The sequence below is a fragment of the Rhodococcus sp. NPDC127593 genome, assembly GCF_042671975.1.
Lineage (GTDB): Bacteria > Actinomycetota > Actinomycetes > Mycobacteriales > Mycobacteriaceae > Rhodococcus_F.
Window position 1 is genome coordinate 42,891 of the sequence record NZ_JBHXWI010000023.1, and the last position, 19,956, is coordinate 62,846.

At 66.8% G+C, this 19,956-nt stretch carries 20 protein-coding genes and 1 pseudogene; 11 read left to right on the top strand and 10 right to left on the bottom strand.

Annotation, left to right across the window (positions count from 1 at the left end):
- Window positions 1–15 precede the first annotated feature (15 nt).
- From ACFVJ3_RS21980 to ACFVJ3_RS21990, 3 genes are all read right to left on the bottom strand, one after another.
- Entirely contained in the window at window positions 16–1,167 is a 1,152-nt protein-coding gene (locus tag ACFVJ3_RS21980) for an NAD(P)/FAD-dependent oxidoreductase (protein ID WP_378454038.1), read from the bottom strand.
- A 25-nt stretch (window positions 1,168–1,192) separates the two neighbouring features.
- Entirely contained in the window at window positions 1,193–2,821 is a 1,629-nt protein-coding gene (gene pruA / locus ACFVJ3_RS21985; protein ID WP_378454039.1) for an L-glutamate gamma-semialdehyde dehydrogenase, read from the bottom strand.
- A gap of 118 nt (window positions 2,822–2,939) precedes the next feature.
- Window positions 2,940–3,668, bottom strand: a complete 729-nt coding sequence (locus ACFVJ3_RS21990; RefSeq protein ID WP_378454040.1) for a FadR/GntR family transcriptional regulator — start codon at window positions 3,666–3,668, stop codon at window positions 2,940–2,942.
- 253 nt (window positions 3,669–3,921) lie between these two features.
- Here ACFVJ3_RS21990 and ACFVJ3_RS21995 point away from each other — a divergent pair, with 253 nt between their 5' ends.
- The 9 genes from ACFVJ3_RS21995 (at window position 3,922) to ACFVJ3_RS22035 (ending at window position 11,477) form a co-directional block, all read left to right on the top strand.
- Window positions 3,922–5,376: a class I adenylate-forming enzyme family protein gene (locus ACFVJ3_RS21995; protein ID WP_378454041.1), complete on the top strand. Its 1,455-nt coding sequence runs from the start codon at window positions 3,922–3,924 to the stop codon at window positions 5,374–5,376.
- Between the two features lie 58 nt (window positions 5,377–5,434).
- Window positions 5,435–6,502, top strand: a complete 1,068-nt coding sequence (locus tag ACFVJ3_RS22000; protein WP_378454042.1) for an isocitrate/isopropylmalate family dehydrogenase — start codon at window positions 5,435–5,437, stop codon at window positions 6,500–6,502.
- A 103-nt stretch (window positions 6,503–6,605) separates the two neighbouring features.
- The gene (locus tag ACFVJ3_RS22005; protein WP_378454043.1) at window positions 6,606–7,742 is read left to right on the top strand and encodes an acyl-CoA dehydrogenase family protein; all 1,137 of its coding nucleotides are present in this window, start codon (window positions 6,606–6,608) and stop codon (window positions 7,740–7,742) included.
- 28 nt (window positions 7,743–7,770) lie between these two features.
- Window positions 7,771–8,646, top strand: a complete 876-nt coding sequence (locus tag ACFVJ3_RS22010) for an amidohydrolase family protein (RefSeq protein ID WP_378454044.1) — start codon at window positions 7,771–7,773, stop codon at window positions 8,644–8,646.
- A gap of 35 nt (window positions 8,647–8,681) precedes the next feature.
- On the top strand, window positions 8,682–8,777 hold the full coding sequence (locus ACFVJ3_RS22015) for a VOC family protein (protein ID WP_378454045.1): 96 nt from the start codon (window positions 8,682–8,684) through the stop codon (window positions 8,775–8,777).
- Entirely contained in the window at window positions 8,770–9,129 is a 360-nt protein-coding gene (locus ACFVJ3_RS22020; RefSeq protein ID WP_378454046.1) for a hypothetical protein, read from the top strand. The genes ACFVJ3_RS22015 and ACFVJ3_RS22020 overlap by 8 nt, the downstream gene beginning before the upstream one ends.
- Before the next feature lie 110 nt (window positions 9,130–9,239).
- On the top strand, window positions 9,240–10,043 hold the full coding sequence (locus ACFVJ3_RS22025; protein WP_378454047.1) for an NAD(P)H-dependent oxidoreductase: 804 nt from the start codon (window positions 9,240–9,242) through the stop codon (window positions 10,041–10,043).
- On the top strand, window positions 10,040–10,498 hold the full coding sequence (locus tag ACFVJ3_RS22030) for a VOC family protein (RefSeq protein WP_378454048.1): 459 nt from the start codon (window positions 10,040–10,042) through the stop codon (window positions 10,496–10,498). Before ACFVJ3_RS22025 ends, ACFVJ3_RS22030 begins: the two co-directional genes overlap by 4 nt.
- Window positions 10,485–11,477 carry a DMT family transporter gene (locus ACFVJ3_RS22035; protein ID WP_378454049.1) on the top strand — a complete coding sequence of 331 codons (993 nt, stop codon included), beginning with the start codon at window positions 10,485–10,487 and terminating at the stop codon, window positions 11,475–11,477. Before ACFVJ3_RS22030 ends, ACFVJ3_RS22035 begins: the two co-directional genes overlap by 14 nt.
- A gap of 34 nt (window positions 11,478–11,511) precedes the next feature.
- Here ACFVJ3_RS22035 and proC read toward each other — a convergent pair whose 3' ends face one another.
- Window positions 11,512–12,351: a pyrroline-5-carboxylate reductase gene (gene proC, locus ACFVJ3_RS22040; RefSeq protein WP_378454050.1), complete on the bottom strand. Its 840-nt coding sequence runs from the start codon at window positions 12,349–12,351 to the stop codon at window positions 11,512–11,514.
- A 559-nt stretch (window positions 12,352–12,910) separates the two neighbouring features.
- Entirely contained in the window at window positions 12,911–13,789 is an 879-nt protein-coding gene (locus ACFVJ3_RS22045; RefSeq protein ID WP_378454051.1) for an NAD(P)-binding domain-containing protein, read from the bottom strand.
- A gap of 39 nt (window positions 13,790–13,828) precedes the next feature.
- On the opposite strand from ACFVJ3_RS22045, the pseudogene ACFVJ3_RS22050 reads away from it, so the two are divergent.
- Window positions 13,829–14,884 (top strand): annotated as a pseudogene (locus ACFVJ3_RS22050) (alcohol dehydrogenase catalytic domain-containing protein); the annotation flags it as partial.
- A 314-nt stretch (window positions 14,885–15,198) separates the two neighbouring features.
- On the opposite strand, the gene ACFVJ3_RS22055 reads toward ACFVJ3_RS22050, so the two are convergent.
- The 4 genes from ACFVJ3_RS22055 to ACFVJ3_RS22070 all read right to left on the bottom strand — a co-directional run bounded on the left by ACFVJ3_RS22055 (window position 15,199) and on the right by ACFVJ3_RS22070 (window position 17,757).
- Window positions 15,199–15,405, bottom strand: a complete 207-nt coding sequence (locus ACFVJ3_RS22055; protein ID WP_378454129.1) for a DUF6308 family protein — start codon at window positions 15,403–15,405, stop codon at window positions 15,199–15,201.
- Window positions 15,396–16,412, bottom strand: a complete 1,017-nt coding sequence (locus ACFVJ3_RS22060; protein ID WP_378454052.1) for a hypothetical protein — start codon at window positions 16,410–16,412, stop codon at window positions 15,396–15,398. The genes ACFVJ3_RS22055 and ACFVJ3_RS22060 overlap by 10 nt, the downstream gene beginning before the upstream one ends.
- A gap of 198 nt (window positions 16,413–16,610) precedes the next feature.
- Window positions 16,611–17,183 (bottom strand): PIN domain-containing protein, encoded by a 573-nt coding sequence (locus ACFVJ3_RS22065; RefSeq protein ID WP_378454053.1) that lies wholly within the window; start codon window positions 17,181–17,183, stop codon window positions 16,611–16,613.
- Between the two features lie 10 nt (window positions 17,184–17,193).
- Window positions 17,194–17,757 (bottom strand): helix-turn-helix domain-containing protein, encoded by a 564-nt coding sequence (locus ACFVJ3_RS22070; RefSeq protein WP_378454054.1) that lies wholly within the window; start codon window positions 17,755–17,757, stop codon window positions 17,194–17,196.
- Window positions 17,758–18,142: 385 nt separating this feature from the next.
- On the opposite strand from ACFVJ3_RS22070, the gene ACFVJ3_RS22075 reads away from it, so the two are divergent.
- Entirely contained in the window at window positions 18,143–18,544 is a 402-nt protein-coding gene (locus ACFVJ3_RS22075) for a hypothetical protein (RefSeq protein ID WP_378454055.1), read from the top strand.
- Between the two features lie 127 nt (window positions 18,545–18,671).
- Here ACFVJ3_RS22075 and ACFVJ3_RS22080 read toward each other — a convergent pair whose 3' ends face one another.
- A complete protein-coding gene (locus tag ACFVJ3_RS22080; protein ID WP_378454130.1) occupies window positions 18,672–19,472 on the bottom strand; it encodes a hypothetical protein in 801 nt (266 codons plus the stop codon).
- Window positions 19,473–19,956: the final 484 nt, after the last annotated feature.

Consider the following 19,956-nt stretch of genomic DNA (forward strand, 5'->3'; position numbering starts at 1 on the left):
CCGTACCCGCGCTGGTCAGAAGACGAGCGACACCGAATTCTCGATTGCACCGGTCTGGAATCGGGCCAGGGACAGCTCGGACAGGTCGATGCTGGTGATCGCCCCGGTGGTGACCTGCTCGGCGACGAGCCGACCGATCTCCGGTGCCTGGATCAGGCCGTGCCCGGAGAAGCCACATGCGTTGACCCACTGCGGTTCTCGCGGGTCCGCGCCGACGATGCCGTCGTGGTCGGGGGTGTTCTCGTAGGTGCCCGCCCAGCAGGCACGACGATCGAGTGGCAGCTCCACCAGCCAGGGGAAGCGGTCGGCGGCCAGCGCCAGCAACTCCTCCATCCAAGGCCAGTCGATCGCGGTGTTGTATCCGTCGACCTCGGTGGGCTTGGCGCCGGCGAAGAGCAGCCGGCCCCCTTCGCTGCGCATGTACACACCCGTCGCCAGGTCCACCGTCATGGGCACGTACGAATCGAGGGCGCCCTCGGCGGTGGCGTAGACGTTGCGGCGCGAGTGCACCACGGGTACGTCGAGCCCGGCGAGACCAGCGACTTCGCCCGCCCAGCCGCCCGCGGCATTGACCACGTGGCGGGCGGTCACCGTGCGGTCGCCCGTCGAGACGGTCCACAGTTCGCCGACCTTGTCGATCCCGTCCACCGATGCCTTGAAGAAGACGTCGGCGCCCTTGCCGCGAGCGAGGGCGAGAAATGCGTTCGTCGCACCGTGCGGGTCGATCTGCCCATCGGCCGTACCCCAGGTGGCCCCGCCGATTCCGGCCGGGTCGAAGGGGGTGATCTTCTGGGCCCGGTCGACGTCGAGGACCTCGACCGGAACACCGTGGGCGCGTTGGAGCTCGACAGCTTGGAGCTGACGTTCCCAGATCGCTTCCGGCACCAGGAACAGGTACCCGTTGGGCTGGTACCCGATGTCGATGCCGTACCGGTCCTGGAAGTCCCGGTAGAAGCGGATGCTGCGCCAGGACAGCTCGGTGTTGAGGTCGTCAGCCCACTGCGCGCGGACCGAGGCGAACGACAGCCCGGTGCTTCCCTCGGCGGCACCGGCCTTGGCCTCGAGCACGGCGACCTTGAGCCCCTGCTGGGCCAGGTGGTGTGCACAGCTGGCACCGATGATGCCGGCTCCGACGACCACGACGTCGTACACGGTTGGATTGGTCATGACGTTTCCTGTCGTGGTTCGGACGTTACTTCTCGAGGTGGGGGTAGCGGTAGTCCGTCACCCTCAGGTGGTTTTCCTTCGTGGTGCGCGGGCTCGCGAAGCGAATCGAGTTCCATACCGTGCCGGCCTTGTCGTTGGTGCCCGACGCGCGCGCACCGCCGAACGGCTGCTGGCCGACGACGGAGCCGGTGGGCTTGTCGTTGACGTAGAAGTTGCCCGCCGTGTACCGCAGGGCGGCGTCGGCTTCTTCGACCGCGCGGCGATCTTCGGCGAACACGGCGCCGGTGAGGCCGTACGGCGTCGAGGTGTCGACCAAGCGCAGCACCTCGTTCCAGTCGGAGTCCTCGTACACGTAGGTCGTCAGAACCGGGGCGAAGATTTCCTCGGTGATCAACGGCGAGTGCGGGTCGGTGACCTCGAGAATGGTGGGGTCGACGAACCAGCCGACGCTGTCGTCGGTGTTACCGCCGACGACCACGGCCTTGTCGGCGCGGGCCCGGGCGAGGATCTCGGTGTGCTTGGCGTGCTGGCGGCCGTTGATGACGGCGCCGACGTAGACCTCGGGGTCGGTGGGGTCGCCGACCTTGATCTGTTCGGTCAGCGCAACGAGCCGATCTTTCAGGCGCGGCCAAAGGCTGCGCGGCACGTAGACGCGGGAGGCAGCCGAACACTTCTGACCCTGGAACTCGTAGGCGCCCCGGATACAAGCGACAGCGAGTGCCTCGAGATCGGCGCTCGGGTGGGCCAGGATGAAGTCCTTACCGCCGGTCTCACCCACGACGCGCGGGTAGTTCCGGTATGTTCCGACGTTCTTGCCGACCTCTTGCCACATGTGCTGGAAGGTCCCGGTGGAACCGGTGAAGTGGACGGCGGCAAGGTGTTCGTTGCCGAGGGCGGTGGGGCCCACATCGCTGCCGGTGCCGTAGACGACGTTGATGACGCCGTCCGGGAGACCGGCTTCACGCAGCAACTGCAGGGACAGGTGGGCGACGAGCGAGGCGCTCTCGGCCGGCTTCCACACCACGGTGTTGCCCAACACTGCGGGCCCGAACGCGAGGTTGTTCATGCAGGTGAAGTTGAACGGGGTGACCGCGAAGACGAAGCCCTCCAGCGGCCGGTACTCGATCCGGTTCCACGCTCCGGCCTGCGAGCCGGGTTGCGTCTCGTACATGTCGAGCATGTTCTTGACATTCGCGCGGATGAAATCGACTGTCTCACAAGCAGCGTCGATGTCAGCCTGGTAGGTGGTCTTGGACAGTTCGAGCATCGTCGCGGCGTTGAGCTTGGCCCGCCACGGGCCGTGCTCGAGCATGTCGGCTGCCTTGAGGAAGGGGGCGACCCGCTCCTCCCAGGGCAGGGTGCCCCACCACCGGGCCGCCTCGAGCGAGGCGTCGATCGCGGCCTGGGTCTCGGACGGGCCGGCCAGGTCGAGCTCACCGAGCCTCTGCGAGTGGTTGTGCGGCGCCTGGATGGCCATGGTGCGGCCGGTGCGGACCTCCTTGCCGGCGATGTTGCTCGTGACCTGGAAGTCGGTGTTGCGGATCTCGTCGAGCGCGGCGGCGATCTCTGCGCGCTCGGTCGAGTCGGCAGCGAAGGCGTAGGGATCGGTGGGGCCGATGGGAAAGAGGCCGGTACGGCCGGCGGAAATGTTCATCAATCGTCTCCAAAGCGGGGTGGTCGATGGTCTGACCAACGGTCCCACAGTGGTGCGAGTGAGTCAATGCACAGCAGTTAACGGTTTGTTACGGCGGCCACTAAGTTTGTTAACGGCATCAGGAGCGCCAGCGCCGTAGATGCCCGGCCATGGCCGCGCGGGCGGCGTCACCATCGCGCGCAATAACCTTGGTGAGGAGCTCGATCACTTCGTCCCGCAACAGCTCCGGGCTCGACGCGCTCGGTTCGACCTGAGCGAAGCTGCGGGCGAGAGCGTCATGAATCCCCGCCGAGATCGCGACCCGGACGGCGTTGTGCGAGAGCGCCGGCAGCAGTTCGTGGACGGTGAGGTCGAGGGCGCGCACCCGGTCCCAGTCGATCGAACCGGAGGAGCCGAGTTCGCGCACCTCGTCGAGGATCTTCTGTAGGCCCGCCAGTTCCTCGTCGGTCGCCCGCCGGGCCGCCAGCTCGGCGTTCTCCTGCTCGAAGTCGATGCGGTAGTCGGTGAGGTCCTCCTCGGACACGGACTCGAACGCGAGGAGCATCGCCAATGCCGAGCCCATCAGGCCCGGGTCCGGGGGGTTGAAGAATGCGCCACCGCTCCCACCGAGTCGGATGGTGATCAGCCCGTGCGCCTCGAGTGTGCGCAGGGACTCACGGACCGTGGTCCGGCTGACCTGCAGCAACCTGGCCAGCTCTCGTTCGCTCGGAAGCTTCTCCCCCGGGGCCACCCCGCCGGTCAGCAGGATCTCACGGAGCTTGGCGACCACGTCGTCCACTGACGTCGTGCGGACCGCGGGTGAGAGCAGCGACTCGAAGTCGGCGCCGAAGGGAGAGGCTGTGGACATGGCGTATGTGTATCACAGCGACGCCCGAGGTCATCAGCCCCGACGGGGCATGTCGACCGACACGAGACATAAGTTTTACTTACCACTGACGCTAGCTGAAGACCGTTCCCTTATCTGATTCCGTCGGCAACCATCGACTGTGCAACCAGCTCCACGGGAGCGAAATTCAACCGCCTGCGGCGGGCTCGGCGCGCGTGCCGCGGCAGCCGTTCGCCGTTGACGACGCCCTGCCCTCCATCCCGGAAGAGACGACATGAGCACCACGAACCTCGCCCAACTCCTCCTGCAGCGGTCATCGGATCGACCCGATCTCCGGGTGGGCACCGTCGACGACCAGATCCTCCTGCCCGACGCGGTCCGCGTCGCCGCCGCGGGTGCGCAGGCACTGCAGGAACTGGGCATTCGGCGTGATCAGCGACTGGCCATCGTCGCGAACAACTCCACCGAGTACATGCTGGTGTGGATGGCGTGTCTGCTCTCGGGGACCCCGGTGGCCCTGGTGAACCCCACGTATCCGCCGGAACTGCTCGCACAGATGCTCGAGCGCCTGGATCCGACCGCCGTGTTCACCGACCTCGACACTCTCCCCGCGACGTTGCGCACCCTCCCGCTGTCGACGGCGCGGGCGTGGTCACCGGTCGACCCGCAGTCCAGCCCCGGTCTCGACGCTGCACCGTCAGACCTCGCCTCGTTCATGCACACCTCCGGAACCACCGGGCTGCCGAAGTTCTGCGCCCAGACCCACGAGTACTTCCTGCGGTTGGGTTCGGCGATGGCCGACGCCCTCGACCTGCAGGCAGGCGACCGGATGCTCGCTCCCCTGCCACTGTTCCACATCAATCCGATGGGATACGGCATCATCGGTGCCCTGTGCGCCGGCGCCGATGCACTGACGGTCCGGAAGTTCTCGGCCAGCGGCTTCTGGCCGGCTGTCCGCGAACACGGGGTGACCGCGCTGGCGCTGCACGCACCGCCCGTCGAGATCCTCAAGCGAGCCACCACCACCGCCGAATCCGGTGAGCACAGCGTCCGCACCATGTTCTACGCCGACCGGGAATTCATGTCCCGCTTCGGCATTCCTGTCGCCGTGTCGGGTTACGGCTCCACCGAGGCGGCTGGAGTGAGCCACCTGCACCGTTGGTCCCTCGCCGACGAGTCGGAGATCCCCTCCAACGCCAGTCGATTCGGCGGGCAGACCCGCGCCGACGTCGAGGACCGCCTCGACGACGAGGGTCAGATCTACGTGCGCGAGAGCGCGCCGAACACCCTGTTCGCCGGGTACTTCCGGGACGGCGCCGTCGACCCGAGCCGCGACGAGGACGGGTGGTTCGCCACCGGCGACCTCGGTCGACGCGACGAGCAGGGTGGCCTGGTGTTCCTCGAGCGGGCGGCCGAAAGCATCCGCGTCAAGGGCGAGTTCGTGCCCATCCCGTACGTCGAGGAACGACTCGGCACGATCGACGCCCTCACCGACCTCGCGCTGTGGAAGAAGCCCGGTGAGCTGGTCGACGACGACGTCGTCCTCTACGTGGTCACCGACAGCGTGCCGCTCGAGTCCATCCGTGACGCCGTCGCCGATCTGCCGGTGTTCATGCGTCCCGCCCACATCGCGCGCGTGGCGACGATTCCCCGCGACGCGGCCGCCGGCAAGGTTCAGCGTCGGCTTCTTCACGAACAGCAGGTCCTGTCCTGGACCGCGATGTCCTGACGACCGCCCCGGATTGACTCCGGCCGGCGATCCTCCCCTCCACGAAAAGACGCACCCCATGACTGTCATCGCAGTACTGCCCGGCGACGGGATCGGCAGCGAGATCCTCGACGGACCGCTCGAGTTTCTCCGCCGGCTCGCCGCCGCCGGAGCTCCGCTCACGCTGACCGAGCCGCTGCCCTACGGCACCGCCGGTTGGCAGGCGACCGGTTCGATCCTTCCCGAGGAGACCATCGAGGTGTGCCGCACCGCCGATGTCGTGCTCAGTGGGGCGGTCGGAACGCATCCCGGGGTCACCGCCGCGCAGTGCCCCAATCCGGAGGCGGCGCTGATTTCCCTCCGCAACCTGTTCGACCTGCGGGTCAGTGTCCGCACCGTCTGGGTCCCGCAGCTGAGCGAGGACGTCACCATCGTCCGCAACATCACCGGCGGCGCCTACGCCGATCCCGGCCAGCGGCAGGAGAGCGACGGTGTCAGCGCCGCAGTCGACCAGCTCCGGCTCCTGCCCGCCCGGGTCGACGAGGTACTGGAGATGGCGGCCGACTTCACCGTAGATGCTCCGGGACGCCGGTACATCAGTGTCGACAAGGCCAGCGTCTTCGCGACCTCGCGGCTGTGGCGTGCCACCGCCGAACAGGTCGCCGACCGGACCGGGGTGGCGTTCGATCACGTCAACGTCGATCGCGCCGCCTACGAACTGGTCAGTTATCCGCAGCTGCCCGCTGTGATCGCCACGGAGGGCATTTTCGGCGACATTCTCTCCGATATCGTCTGCGCCCGGGCCGGCTCCCCCGCCCTGTGCGGATCCGCCACCATCAACCCCGACCGGAACTTCGGGGCGGGCATCACCGCACTGTTCGAGCCGGCACACGGATCCTCACCACACCGGACCGGCACCCGCCGTTCCAACCCGACGGGCGCCTGGCTCGCGCTGGCCGCACTGCTCGACTGGTGCCCCGACCTGCGGCCCCTGGGCCAGGCAACCCGGATCCGTTCCGCGCTCGAGTTGGTGCACCGGTCGGGTGTGCGCACCTACGACCTCGCCACACCCGAACAGGAACTCGTCGACATGGACGGCTACAACGCCCGGATTCTCGACCAACTACAAGCCCTCCAGCCTGCCTGAGGGGCGGGCGCGGGGGGCCGCCCCCGATGAACCGTCCCGGCCACCCATCCGACACCAACCCTGCCTCACCACCGATACCGAGATCACGAGCAAAGGCCGAACCATGAGTTTCTGGAGATACCTGGTCGACGAGAAGATCGCCGCCCCCGCACGCCAATTCAGCGACGACGTGGTCAAACCCGTCGCCGACGAGATCGACCACCAGGACGTGTATCCGGCGGACCTGGTCGAGCAGACCGCGAAGCTGGGGTGGAACGCGATGACCCTGCCGACCCGGTACGGCGGCCAGGGCGAGTCGATGGAGAACGCCCTCGGGGTCTTCGAGGAACTCGGAGCCGGGTCGGCGAGCCTGGGCGTCTCACTGATCACCATCCTGCAGAGCAGCAAGATCATCGAACTCTACGGCCGCGACAGCCTCAAGGAACGCGTCCTGCCACGGTACGCGCACGGCCTGCGCGCCTCCTACGCGCTGACCGAGCGCGGGCACGGCAGCGACATCCGCACCCTCGACACCAAAGCCCGCGGCAACGAACGCGACGGGTGGGTCCTGACCGGGGAGAAGGCATTCATCACCTCCGGATCGCGGGCGGAGTTCTTCGTCGTGCTGGCCGAAACCCCGGTCGGAGTCTCCACCTTCGCGGTCGATCGCGACGCCCCCGGTGTCAGCACCCGGCAGACCCGGGAAGCGCAGACCTTCGGGCTGCGCAACGGACCGCACGTCAACCTCGTCCTCGACGACGTCGAGATCCCCGGCGACGCCCTGATCGGTGTGGAAGGCAACGGGCTGCGGCAGGCTCTGGTCACCTTGTCGAACAGTCGCACCCTCGCGGCGGGCATTTCCCTGGGCATCGCCCGCGCCGCGTTCGACGACGCGTTCGCATACGTGCGCACCCGGCCCGCGTTCGACGGCAACGTGATCGACTTCCAGGGCATCCAATGGTATTTCGCCCAGGCTGCCGCGGAGATCGATGCCGCCCGGCTGGTGACGTATCAGGCCGCCCGTGACCTCGACTCCGGCGGGGACTACCAGCGGTCCTCGTCCGCGGCGAAACTGCTTGCCGCCGAACTGGCCACGAAGGTCGCGAGCATGGCCGTGCAGGTCTGCGGGGCGACCGGCACCCAGGAGACGTCGCCGTTCGGGCGCTACTTCCGCGATGCCAAGGCCTACGAGGTGGCCGGGGGCTCGTCCGAGGTCCTGAAGAACACCATCGCCAAGACCCTGATCAAGTCGGCCCGCTGACCAGACGCCGAGAGCGAGGAGAACACCCGTGGATTTCGGAACGGACAAAGTCGACCAGGTGTGCCCGGCCCCGGACCCGGCCCCGCACCCGCCGCGGCGGTTCACCCTGCCCGCGGGGGCGGTCGATACCCACGCGCACGTCGTCGGGCACTCCTTCGTCCCCGAGCGCAGCTACACCCCGCCCCCGGCGTCGGCCGGGCAGTACCTGTCCATGCTCGACGCCGTGGGCACCACCTACGGGGTGCTAGTGCAGATCAGTGTGCACGGCACCGACAACACGGTCATGCTCGACGTCGTCGAGGGTGCGCGTGACCGGCTGCGTGCGGTCGCCGTGGTCGCCCCCGACGTCGACGACCGCACGCTCGCCCACCTGCAGGACTCGGGTGTCGTGGGGTTGCGGCTCAACACCCTGTCGGGCGGCGGCATCGGACTCGATCAGCTCGCCCGGTACGACGCCATCTGCGCGGAGATGGGCTGGCACCTGCAGTTCCTCACCAACACCCGGCATCTCGCCGCCGCGGCCGCGGACCTGCGCACGCTGACCGTGCCCTACGTGGTCGATCACATGGGCGACTTCGACGTCACCGCCGGTGTCGACGCGCCCGCGTGGACGTTGTTCCTGAAACTGATGGCGGACGGCGCGTGGACCAAGCTCTCCGGGGCGTTCCGGATGGCGCGAACGGCCGACTACTCCGACACGATTCCGTTCGCGCAGAGCCTGATCGAGGCCGCACCCGACCGCTGCGTGTGGGGTTCGGACTGGCCGCACGTCGGGTTCTGGGGACAGATGCCCAACGTCGGCGCCCTTCTGGATCTGCTCCCTGACTGGGCACCGGACCCGGTGACCCGCGAGGCGATCCTCACCACCAACGCACACCGGCTGTACGGATTCACCTGCTCCTGAGCACAGTTCACTGTTCATCGGAAAGGACACCCGCCATGACCCCACCGTTCGACGCGGTGCACCACGTCTGCATCGTGGTGCCCGACGTCGCTGCCGCGGTGACGTTCTACGAGAAGATCGGCATTGGCTGATGGCAGGATTTTCCCGCCGCTCAGCGCGTTCACCGATCTCGACGTCCCGGATCGGGACGCCTTCCTGGACCTGACCTACAAGTACACCGATGCCCCCGGACTGCAACTGCAACTGTGTGAACCCGGTCCCGGCGGCTCACCGCAGCGGCAGTTCCTCGATCGCACGGGCGGCGGCGTCTTCCACCTCGGGTTCGTCGTCGACGACGTCGACGCGGGAACCGAGGCCGCCCGCTCCGTGGGCTTGGAACCGTGGATGTACGGGCGGCGCCCCGATTCGACCGGGTTCACCTATCTGCAGACCCCGCCGTCAGCGGGCGTGACCCTCGGGATCCGGCAGAGTCCGAACTTCTGACGACCCGGCCCGGCGTTCGAGCGCTGGGCCGGTTCGCTTGACCTCGTTCCGACACCATGAGACCGTTGGTCGGACCATCGACCACCCTTCCCTGTCGAGAGAGGCAACCGATGAACATTCTTGTGGTCTTCGCGCACCCCGAGCGCCGCTCGTTCTGCGGTGCCCTCACGGACACCGCGGTCCGGACCCTGACCGACCTCGGACACGAGGTGACCGTTTCCGATCTCTACGCGATGAAGTGGAACGCCGAGCTGGACGGCCAGGACTTCACCGGTGACCGAGTCGACGACGACTACCTGGATCTTTCCCGCGAACAGGAGCACGCTTTCGCCACACGGACGCAGGCATTCGACATCGAGCAGGAACAGCGGAAGGTGGCCGAGGCCGATCTGATCCTTTTCCATTTCCCGGTGTGGTGGTTTTCGATGCCCGCCATCCTCAAGGGATGGGTGGACCGGGTGTTCGCCCGTGGCTTCGCCTACTCGGCGGGCCGCAAGTACGGGACCGGCCACTTCCGCGGCAAGAAGGCGATGGTGTGTCTGACCACCGGCACCGCCTCGACGCTGTACGAGCCGAACGGCATCGACGGCGACCTGCTCCACGTGCTGTGGCCCATCCACAACGGGACCCTCGCCTACACCGGATTCACCGTGCTGCCGCCGTTCGCGGCCTGGATGCCCGGCAAGGTCACCGCCGACGAGCGTCAGGGCTACCTGGACGCGTACGCCCGCCGCTTGACGACCATCGAGGACACCGAACCCTTGTTCTTCCACCCGCGGGAGGACTACGACGAGACCCAGCGGCTCAAGCCCGGTGTCAAGGCCCGCTCCGGTGTCCAGTGGAATCCCCGCGCCGGCCAGACGTACGAGCAGGCCGCACACGAACACGACCAGCGTGCCGCGACGGAGAGGTGACCGACACCGTGACCAGTGACTTCCACACCCTGCACCACGTCTGCGTCGTCGTGACGAACATGGACCGGGCCGTGGCCTACTACGAATCCCTCGGAATCGGCCCCTGGCACCCGTTTCCGTCGCTCGAAGCATTCCGCCCGGATTTGCAGGCCCCCGACGCCGACGACTTCATGAAGCTCGAGTACCGATACGCCGATCTCGGCAACATGCAACTGCAACTGTGCTGCCCGCCCGAGGGGAACACCCTGCAGCGCCGGTTCCTCGACGAACACGGTGAAGGGGTGTTCCACCTCGGATTCTCCGTCCCCGACGTCGACGAGGCCGAAGCCCGGGTCATCGCCGCCGGACCGTCCCCGAAACTGCGGGGCCGGTTGCCCAGCGGCGCCGGCTTCACCTACTTCGATACCGACACCGCCGGCGCGGGCGTCACCTTGCAAGTCCGTGCTGCTCGCTAACCGCCCAGCTCGCACCCGGCGGCAGCTGCCGCCGACTCTCCAACTCGGCCTCGGGGCGGCGGCCCTGGGGGCCTCGGGAATCTTCATCGCCCTCGCCGCGGCGTCGACCGCCACGACGATTCTGGTCCGTTACCTGATCGCGGTCCCGATTCTTGCGGTCCTCGCCTGGCGCGACTACCGCAAGCACGGCCCGCTATCGCGGCGGGTGCTGGCCGTGCAGTTGGTCGCCGGTGTCCTGTTGGGCGTCGACATGGCGACGTGGGCACAGTCGGTCATCCTCGTCGGAGCCGGCGTCTCCAGCGTCCTGGTTAACATCCAGGTCGTGGTCGCTCCCCTACTGGGACTGTGTATCACGGGCACACGGCCGTCGAAGGCCTACGTCGCCGCGGTCCCGTTCCTGCTGGCAGGGGTGGCGCTCACCAGTGGTATCGCACAGCCCACGGCCGACCTCCACACGATTCTGTACGGATCCGTGCTGGCCCTGGTCGCCGGGGTTTGTTACGGGGCCTACGTCTTCGCGGTCGGCGCCTGGTGCCCACCGAATCGCGCTTCCTCGCAGGTATTTTGCTCGTCCGTCGTCGCGTGGGCCACCGGCACAGTGCTCGCCCTCGTATGGGACCCGGTCGATCTGTCTCCCGGATGGGCCGCAGTGGGCTGGCTCGCCGCACTCGCGATCGTCGGACAGGTCGCCGGCTGGATCCTCGTCGGCGTCTCCCTGCCGCGCCTCACCCCGGGGGTGGGAGCAAGCATCCTGATGCTCCAACCGGTTCTCGCCGTCGTCTTGGGCGTCGTGGTCCTCGGCGAGCGCCTCTCCCCCACCCAGGTCGTCGGTGTCGTCATGGTCACCCTCGCCATTCGGGTGGTTGCGATGCCGCCACGGAGGGTGAAACGTCCGGACCGCGGCGCCGGCCCCGAAGTGATCCCACACGGCGACTCGGCCCGCGGTGCGTCGGATCCCGAGGTCCGCACCCACTCGTAGCGGGCGTGCCGCCCCGGGCAGGCGGCACGCCCGCTCAGGGCCGGTCGGCGGATGCCGGGGTCAGGGGCGGGCGCACCGTGCCGGACAATTCCAGGGAACGGTCGCGTGCCGCGGCCAATGCTCCTCGGAACGTTCGCCGAATGTCGGATTGTTCGAAGACCTCCAACGCCGACGCCGTTGTTCCCGCGGGCGAGGTCACAGCCGCGCGCAGCTGGACCGGGTCGACGTCACCGAGCATCGCCGACGCGCCGGCGAGGGTGCCGGTCACCAACCGGTCCGCCGTCGCCCGGTCCAGTCCCAGCGTCATCGCCGCGTCGAGCATCATCTCCGCGACGAGGAACACGTACGCAGGGCCCGAACCGGATACTGCGGTGACGGCGTCGAGCTGGTCCTCGGGCACGCGCAGTACCTCACCGACCGATTCCAGCACGGACTCGACGAGCCGCAGATCGTGTTCGGTTGCCGCGGCGCCACCGGCGATCGCAGTGACCGCCGCGCCCACCGTCATCGGGGTGTTCGGCATCGCGCGTACCACCGGCACCGCGGAGGGAAGAAATTGCTCGATCCTCTTGGTGGCCACCCCGGCTGCCACCGACAACACGACCGGGCGGAGAGCCGATCCGTGCAGTGCCACCCCGAGGTCGGTCAACACATCCTCGATCTGCTGCGGCTTCACCGCCACGACCAGGACGTCACAGTCGTCGGGAAGATTTCGCAGGTCGGCTACTCGTACCCCGTGCCGGTGCGCGACATCGAATGTCCGTTCCATACTGCGGCCGACGACGGTGATCGATTCAGCGGACGTTCCCGCTCGACACAGCCCTGCTACAAGTGCCTCGCCGATCCGGCCGACACCAATGACGGTTACTCTCACGCACAAAGTTTCCCACGACATGTTCTGTCCCACTAGGCGTCTCGGGTACTGCCTGCAGAGAAGTCCTCTTAACTGTGAGGTGACCACCCTAGGGGTTCGGCAACCGGACGAATACTCGCCACCCATCCGATCACGCCCAGCCGGGTTCGACCGAAAGACATTCCGCTCCATGGACTCGACCGAAGCTGTACGAAGTGTTGCAGGAGGTAGACAGCCCGATGAAATCCCGTAGGCCAGAGACGATGTAGGAGCCCACACCTGACAGGGATCATCAAGCAGATGCCAGCGAGCACAACCTCGCGCATGTCGACGTGACGATTCCCCGCGACCGCATCGCCGCGTTCACCGGAGTATCCAGGTCCGGCAGGGTGCCGCCGACATTCGGTACCATCCTCGCCCGAGCCGCCGCGCCGGTACTTCGAATCGGTCTCCCCCTATGCTCGGCGTCTGCTCGAGCAGACCAGCGCCCCTCGGGTCGGGGAAATTCTCGGTGCCGGCAGTCCAGCGACGATACGGTCGGCCGGGTACCGGCCACCGGCTCATCCTCCGGTGGAGTCTGTCAGACAGTCTCCGATGCCCGAGCCGAGTTCAACAGCCATGCGATGGTCGAAGCAACGTCACCGGCGGCGAGATCCCCAGGTCCATTGTCCTTCAATGCCGCTGAGGTGAGCGCGAAGCGCGCCTCGGTACCGGCCAGAACCACCGACGGGCAACCCATCTCCGCAAGTTGGGCACGGGCTCGCTCTACCTCGTGCATCCGACGCTCGGCGTGCTGAACATGGCTGGTGATCAACATCTCCAAGAAGGGAACGAACCCAATGGTGTCGACATCGGTCAATACGTCGTAGAGATTGCTGCGAAGGCCCTGCTGCTCGGCAGCCATGAAACACTCGACTACAAGTGATTCGAGCCCCTTGGTCAGGATCGTACGCAGTAGCTTGATTGCGGCGGCGTCACCCGCCCGGCCGCCGGTCATCGTCTGCACTGGCGCCTCGAACACCGCGAACTCGGCGAGCACTTCGCTAGCCTTCGGGCCCGCGGCCAGCAACGCGGTGCGCGACCCGGTCAGTGTCACTGACCCCATAATCACGGCATCGACATACTCGATACCGTGTGCTGCAAGCGTGGCCGAGCACTCGCGCTTATCGTCTGGTGAAGCAGTCGTCAGATCGACCACCACGGCGTGACTGGGCAGCTTTCCGATCAGAGACGCGGTAATGGACTTCACCAGGTCTCCGGACACGCAGATCCACACCCGGTCTACGTCACCGACGGCCTCGTCCAGCGAGAGATGGAGCACCGCCCGGGTCTGATCGGCGACGGCGGTCGTCGCCGCCGACGGACGAGGGTCCACGAGCACGAGTTCGTAGCCGGCGGCCGCACAGGCCAGGGCATACGCACGCCCAACTTCCCCACACCCGACAATCGCAACCTTCACGACGCTTCCTACTTTCGTTAGCCTTCTGTTGCTTCGAGGATGGCACGATCAGTACGCCATTCGGCAGACGATTTATCTTTCGTCGGCGCACGACAATGCTTATCGGTCGGCCGATTCCAAGTTCGTCGAACAGGGCCGCGCCGGTTTTCAGGGTCCGCGTCGTCGGGACGTTGTAGCGTCACCGACGTTCCCGACCCGACACCGGCGCCGAACGAGGTCGTGGTCCGACCCCAGCTCACAGGCGTATGCGGGACGGACCTCCACATCCACTCCGGAGGCTTCTTCAGCACCTACCCCCTCACGCCCGGACACGCGATCGCCGGTGAAGTGATCTCGAGCGGCCGCGATGTCACGCACCTGTAGGTGGGAGACCGGGTGGTCGTCGACAACGCCTCGGTCTGCGGGCACTGCGCTCATTGCGGTCGCGGAGAACCCCTGTTCTGCGCGAACTTCTACTCGCTCGGCGTCAACGGCCCCGGCGGCGAACAAGTCCTCACCCGCGCCGACAAGGTCTTCCCCGTCAATGACCTGCCGATCGATGTGGCCGTGCTCGCCGAACCACTCGCGTGTGCGCTGCACGGCATGACCGTGTTAGATCTCCGTCCCGGAGCCGATGTGGTCATGATCGGTTCCGGAACCACCGGCCTGCTGCTCGCCCACCTTCTGCTGCACGGCGGCGCCACCCGCGTCACACTGGCCGGCCCAACCGAATTCAAGCTGGAACTGGCATGTTCCTACGGAATCGACCGCGTGGTAACCGTTTCCAACCGCGATACCGACACATCGATCGACACACCCCGGCGCCGGCACCCCCACATCACAAACCGGGGACATGTCATCACACCAGGTCACAGCACCATTACGCCCAAGGCTGCCGAGGTCGCGTCGATCCCACCCATAACCACCTGCACACCACCCAGAATGGGCAGCAGAGAATTCAGCAGTAGTTCGCGTCGCTCGCGGCGACGCCCGGGGAGGGAGCACGTCATGGTGTTCGAGAGATTCCCCGATCAAGCCCGACAAGTGGTCGTCCTCGCCGCCGGCGCCGCCCGCACCCACCACCAGAACTCCGTCGGCACCGAACACCTCCTCCTGGCCCTGCTCGACGACCCCGCCTCCACCGGCGCGCAAATCCTCACCGACCTCGCACCCCTGCGCATCAGCGAGATGCGCGAGCACCTCCGACGCGAACTCGCCACAGGCCCACCCCAGGCCCCGCCCACCGCATCCCCATCCGGCTCAGCGACGACGAATACACCCGCGCTCATGCTGCCGCCCGCGCCGCCGGCCAGAACCTCGAAACCTGGATCCACGACCGCATCACCGACGCCCTCGAACAACCCGAATAGCAGGTTCAGGCAGAAGCACACGCTTCCGGCGGCGCCGCTCGACCCGCCGCCGGAAGCGTGTCATCTCCACAGGTCAGAGCCCTTCCCGAGGCCGCGGTTCTTGCCGTCCATCCACGCAATCACATCGAACACGCGGAGCGCTGAGATCTCTTCGGGGAGGCCGGCCTCCCCGCGGATCGACAGCAACCGGCGGTGCAACGCTCCGTCGTCGGCCCGGAGAGCCTCCCGGACGGGGTTCAGATGTGCTCGCTCGGCGGTTACACGAATAGGCCCTCACCGTGGAGCCATCTCACGCGGTCGCCTTCAGCATCGTGAACCACGACGGCGGAAAGATGGCTGGGAGCCCATCCGTCGAGCGGCAATGGATCCGCGAACAAGGCGTCAGCGAACAGTCCGGTAGAAGGAAAGTACACGCCCTCCCGCGTATTGGCGCCGACGGTCAGAACGAGAATGTCGGACCGCGCGTCGTCGTGTTGTTCGATAACCCGTCTCAGTTCAGCGCGAAGCGCAGACCGGGTATAGGTCTCGTGATACGCGAGCGCGATGTCGAACCCGATTGCCCGTTGGAGCCCGGTTTGGAAACCCGGAGGCAGGACCGCCCACGTACACCCCACGGTGTTTCCGTCGGTTTGGTTCATAGCTGTGTTTGCCGGAACGGTTTCGGGCAGTCCGCCGCGATCGCGGCTCGGGTCGAAGAACTCGGGGCCAGGTGGGCGGGCCGATTTCAAATGGTCGATCATCTCGTCAATCCTGCGGGCCCGAGGCGGGAGTCGATTCTCTCCGTCCAGATTGAACCAGACGGTGACCATGTAGCCGCGATGCTGGCGCAGACGTGACTTTAAACGACCGGACTCCCGAAACAGCTGTTCCTTGAGTTGCTCGAACAGTTTCCACCTGCCAACAGAGTTCGGCTTCCCGTTCTGGGACGGGAGCGTGAGCTGAGCTGTTTCTATCGCGTACCGGCGATCCCCAACGTGCGCATAGCAATCGGGTGGATCGTTCTTGTGAGGCCCGGGATACACCGCACCAACCTCGGCTGCAGGAATGCACGCCGACAGGAAGGCCCGAACGTCATCCGCTTCCTGTTGCTGCTTGCTGCGAGCCAGTCGCTTTGTAGTGGGGATCTCGGTCAACACCACAATTGCGGGTTCTTCGGTTTCCTGCGTGACGCCGGACACCGCGTGGAGGTCAAGTAATCCGGGCGGCGACGAGTGCTTGATGATTAGAGATTCGAGCGTCATGTCAGGTCCAAGGCGCATCGGAATCAGTGCCATGCAGTCACCAGTCATTCAACGAATCTAAGGCACGGACACCCGTGACGTGGGTATTGGCTTCCTCTTCGTTAGAACGCAGGTGGTGGAGTACGAACCAGAAAGCACCACAGCCAAAATCCGATCAGCCTCTCAACAGATCCTGTTCTGCATCGGCGGAGACGTCGGCGTGCACCACCAGATCTTAGGACGCGCAGGCGATCACTCTCGATCACGCAGCAGTGCAACGGCATCGTCCATGCCGTACCGGGTCACCAACTGCTCGAGGACCTCATCGGCGGTCATCGGTGGCCGCGCCAGGCGCGACGCGAGCATCTCCACCGCCCGCGCCGCGGCTGCCGGGGACACCGATACCGTGTCGGCTGCAAACTCCGCCGGCGAGATCACCTGAATATGCCCGGGAACTCGTTCTCGTGGAAAGTCTTTCCGATTCAGCGTGACGATCACCCCGGCCCCGCCGACGACGGCGGCCGCAACGACATGCTCGTCGTCGGGATCGGGCACCGAGAACGTACCCTCGAGTGGCTCCCAGCCGGTCACCAGGGCGTCGTCGAAGTACGCGCGCATCGTTCCCACCAGCCGCGCACCAGCCGCTTGGGCCGTCGCCGGAAGGTGCCCACGTCGTTCCAGTTTCGCGGCCTCGTGGAATTCGAGTTCGTCGAGGATCACCTCCGACCACAACGGCCGGTACACGCCCTCGACGGCCATCGACAGCAGGAAATCCCGCTGCAGGCTCGGCCAGAGAACACACGTGTCGAGAACTGCCGCGAACACCCCGGGTGGCCTATCGACCACCCGCCGCGGCCGACCGATCCGCGCCGCGGGTGCGACGACGGTCCGCGACCGCCTTCCGCGCGGCCTTCAGCTGCTCCGCGACCGCCGCCGGATCGTCCTCGTCGTCGATCTCGACAGCGGTCTGGGCGAGTGCCTCGTACTGGCGGGCACGACGCTGCTGCTGATACTCGAGCACATCGCGCAACAACAGCCGATGGCGAGTGCCGACCTTCTCCGCCGGTAACTCCCCCACGTCGATCAACCGGCGCACCGTCGGCCGGCTCACCCCCAGCAGATCCGCGGCCTGCTGCGTCGTCAGCATCGTCGCCTGCGGGGCCACCGTCACCGCACGACCGGCCTGCAACGCGGCCACCACCTGCTTGAGCGCCGCATGCACCTCCGCCGGCAACTCCACCTGATCGTGCTCACCGGCACCGACCAGCAGATACCGCGGCTCCACCCGGTCACCGCGGCGCCGCTCGTGCGCCTCGAGGAAGCCGACGACCTCCGCCAACCCCACGCCTTCCGCCGCCTGCGGCAGATAGGTGTGCTGATCCAACGCCTGTGCACTCATGACCGACCTTCCATTCGAAAGAATCGTAACACCATTCGAATCTTTTGAATAAGTGTGCGGAGTGGACACACGCTTGCGCAGCCAGCGGTACACAGGAGCACAGACGGGGCGCCGACCTCAACCATCGTTCCAGGTCAGCGGAGCGCCGACGACCGTGCTTCGCACTCAATCCCAGTGATCACCGAGCTCGACGGCCTGAGCGACCCGACCGCCTGTCTAGCCGAAAATGAGGTCGTGCGGTATCCGCGGAACCGCCACCCAGGGGTACTTTCCCGACCCCTTGCGGGTCACCGATCACCCCCTCCGGGGTGTTATCGAACGCCCGCTTCCGGCGAAAACTAGTGGTCGTCCGAGAACACCAACCCCGAACTTCAGGAGCCACCGAATGTCCTCGATCACCACCCGCACCGCAGCCGCAGCCGCAGCCGCCGTCGGCGTCGCCCTCGGCTTCGGTGCCGTGCTGGCCCAGGGTGCCACCGCCGCAGCAGCACCCACCGATGGCGCCGCCCCGCAGGTCCCGTACACCGTCCAGGTGCGCGACCGCATCGGATGCGCAAATGCGTGGCCCATGGTCGCCTGCGATGCCCCGGACGAGGATGTTCCCGAGCAGGTCGAACTGTACGAGCCCGGCACCACACTCACCGAGCCGGGCACCACGCTCACCGAGCCGGGAGGCGTCGACCTCTTCGGGTCCTCCAGCGCCCCGTACCACGCCGCGAACTACCCCCTCGAACCCGACGACGGCGTGATCTCCCATCCCCTCGACCCCGACATGCCCTGGATGTGACCACCGCCGGCTCCGGCGCCGAGTCCCCTCGCCGCCGGAGCACACCGGTGACGCGACGCCGACAGTTTCGGCCGGTACGTCGACCCTGTCGTAGACGCCCACAACGGGGTGACCGGGATCGACATCCTCAGGGACCGCCGCTCCGTAACCGGGAATCCTTCTCGGCGACTACGGTCGCCGGGTGCACGGCGATCAGGCCGAGACCTTGCCGTCGCTTGCACAGCCGCGCCAGTTCGCGATACGCGGCCTCACCGAGCAACTCGGTCAGCTCCGGCGCATACGACTGCCACACCGCCACGGCGCCGACGTGCGCGTCCGGCGAGCCGGAGCAGTACCAGTTCAGGTCCGCGCCGCCCTCACCCCAACCGCGCCGGTCGGACTCGGTGATCGTCGTCTTCAGGATCTGTTCGCCGTCGGGTAGCTCCACCCATTCCTGGGTGCGCCGGATCGGCAACTGCCAGCACACGTCCGGCTTCACCTCGAGCGGCTCGATGCCGCGCTCGAGCGCCATCGAGTGCAGCGCGCAACCCACACCGCCCTCGAATCCGGGACGGTTGAGGAAGATGCACGCACCCTGGTAGCGGCGGGTACGCAGCGCCGGCTCGCCGTCGAGCTCGTCCTCCTCGATGTACCCCCTCTTCCCGAGACCCTGCTTCATGAACTGCCAATCCCCGGGCCTGAGCATCTTCACCGACTCGTGCAACCTCGCGACATCCTCCTCGTCGGAGAAGAACGCGCCGTGCGAACAGCAGCCGTCGTCGGGTCGGCCCGCGATGATCCCCTGACAGGCCGGGGTGCCGAACACGCAGGTCCAGTGCGAGAGAAGCCACGTCATGTCCGCGGCGATGAGGTGCTCGGCGTTGTCGGGATCGAGGAACTCGACCCATTCCCGAGCGAAGTCGAGCGCAACCTCCGGGCTGGGCGCCATCTTGTGCGCACGCCCCGCACTACCTGCTGTCACAAAACCCCCCACGGTAGCCGACCCACATAACAGACAAGGGCTGATCGGATCCCCGTCCGGGAGCGAACGATGCCCGACCCGAAAATTCGCCGACACTCCCGTGATACCACGGCGGTGATATTCGGTCGATCAACCCCAGACCGGGTGCCGCACAACCGAAACAACGCTCAGCGGCACGGACCAAGACGTCCGGCACCCGGTCAGCCCGTGAGGACCGTTTCAAGAGCCCGGCGGGGCGCGACTTTCGACCCGACCGGAACCGCGAAAATCTGGCAGGTCGAGACCGCTCACACCGGATTCCGAGCAAACATGGAGCTGCTCCGCACGCACGGCACCGCCCTGATGACCTCGCATCACGCCCACTGCTATTGGTCGCAGCGCAGCCCGGAGCACAAGGTACCGGTGACGTGGGAGATCCTGCTCCCCCACCGGTCCACGTCCTCGACCCGGC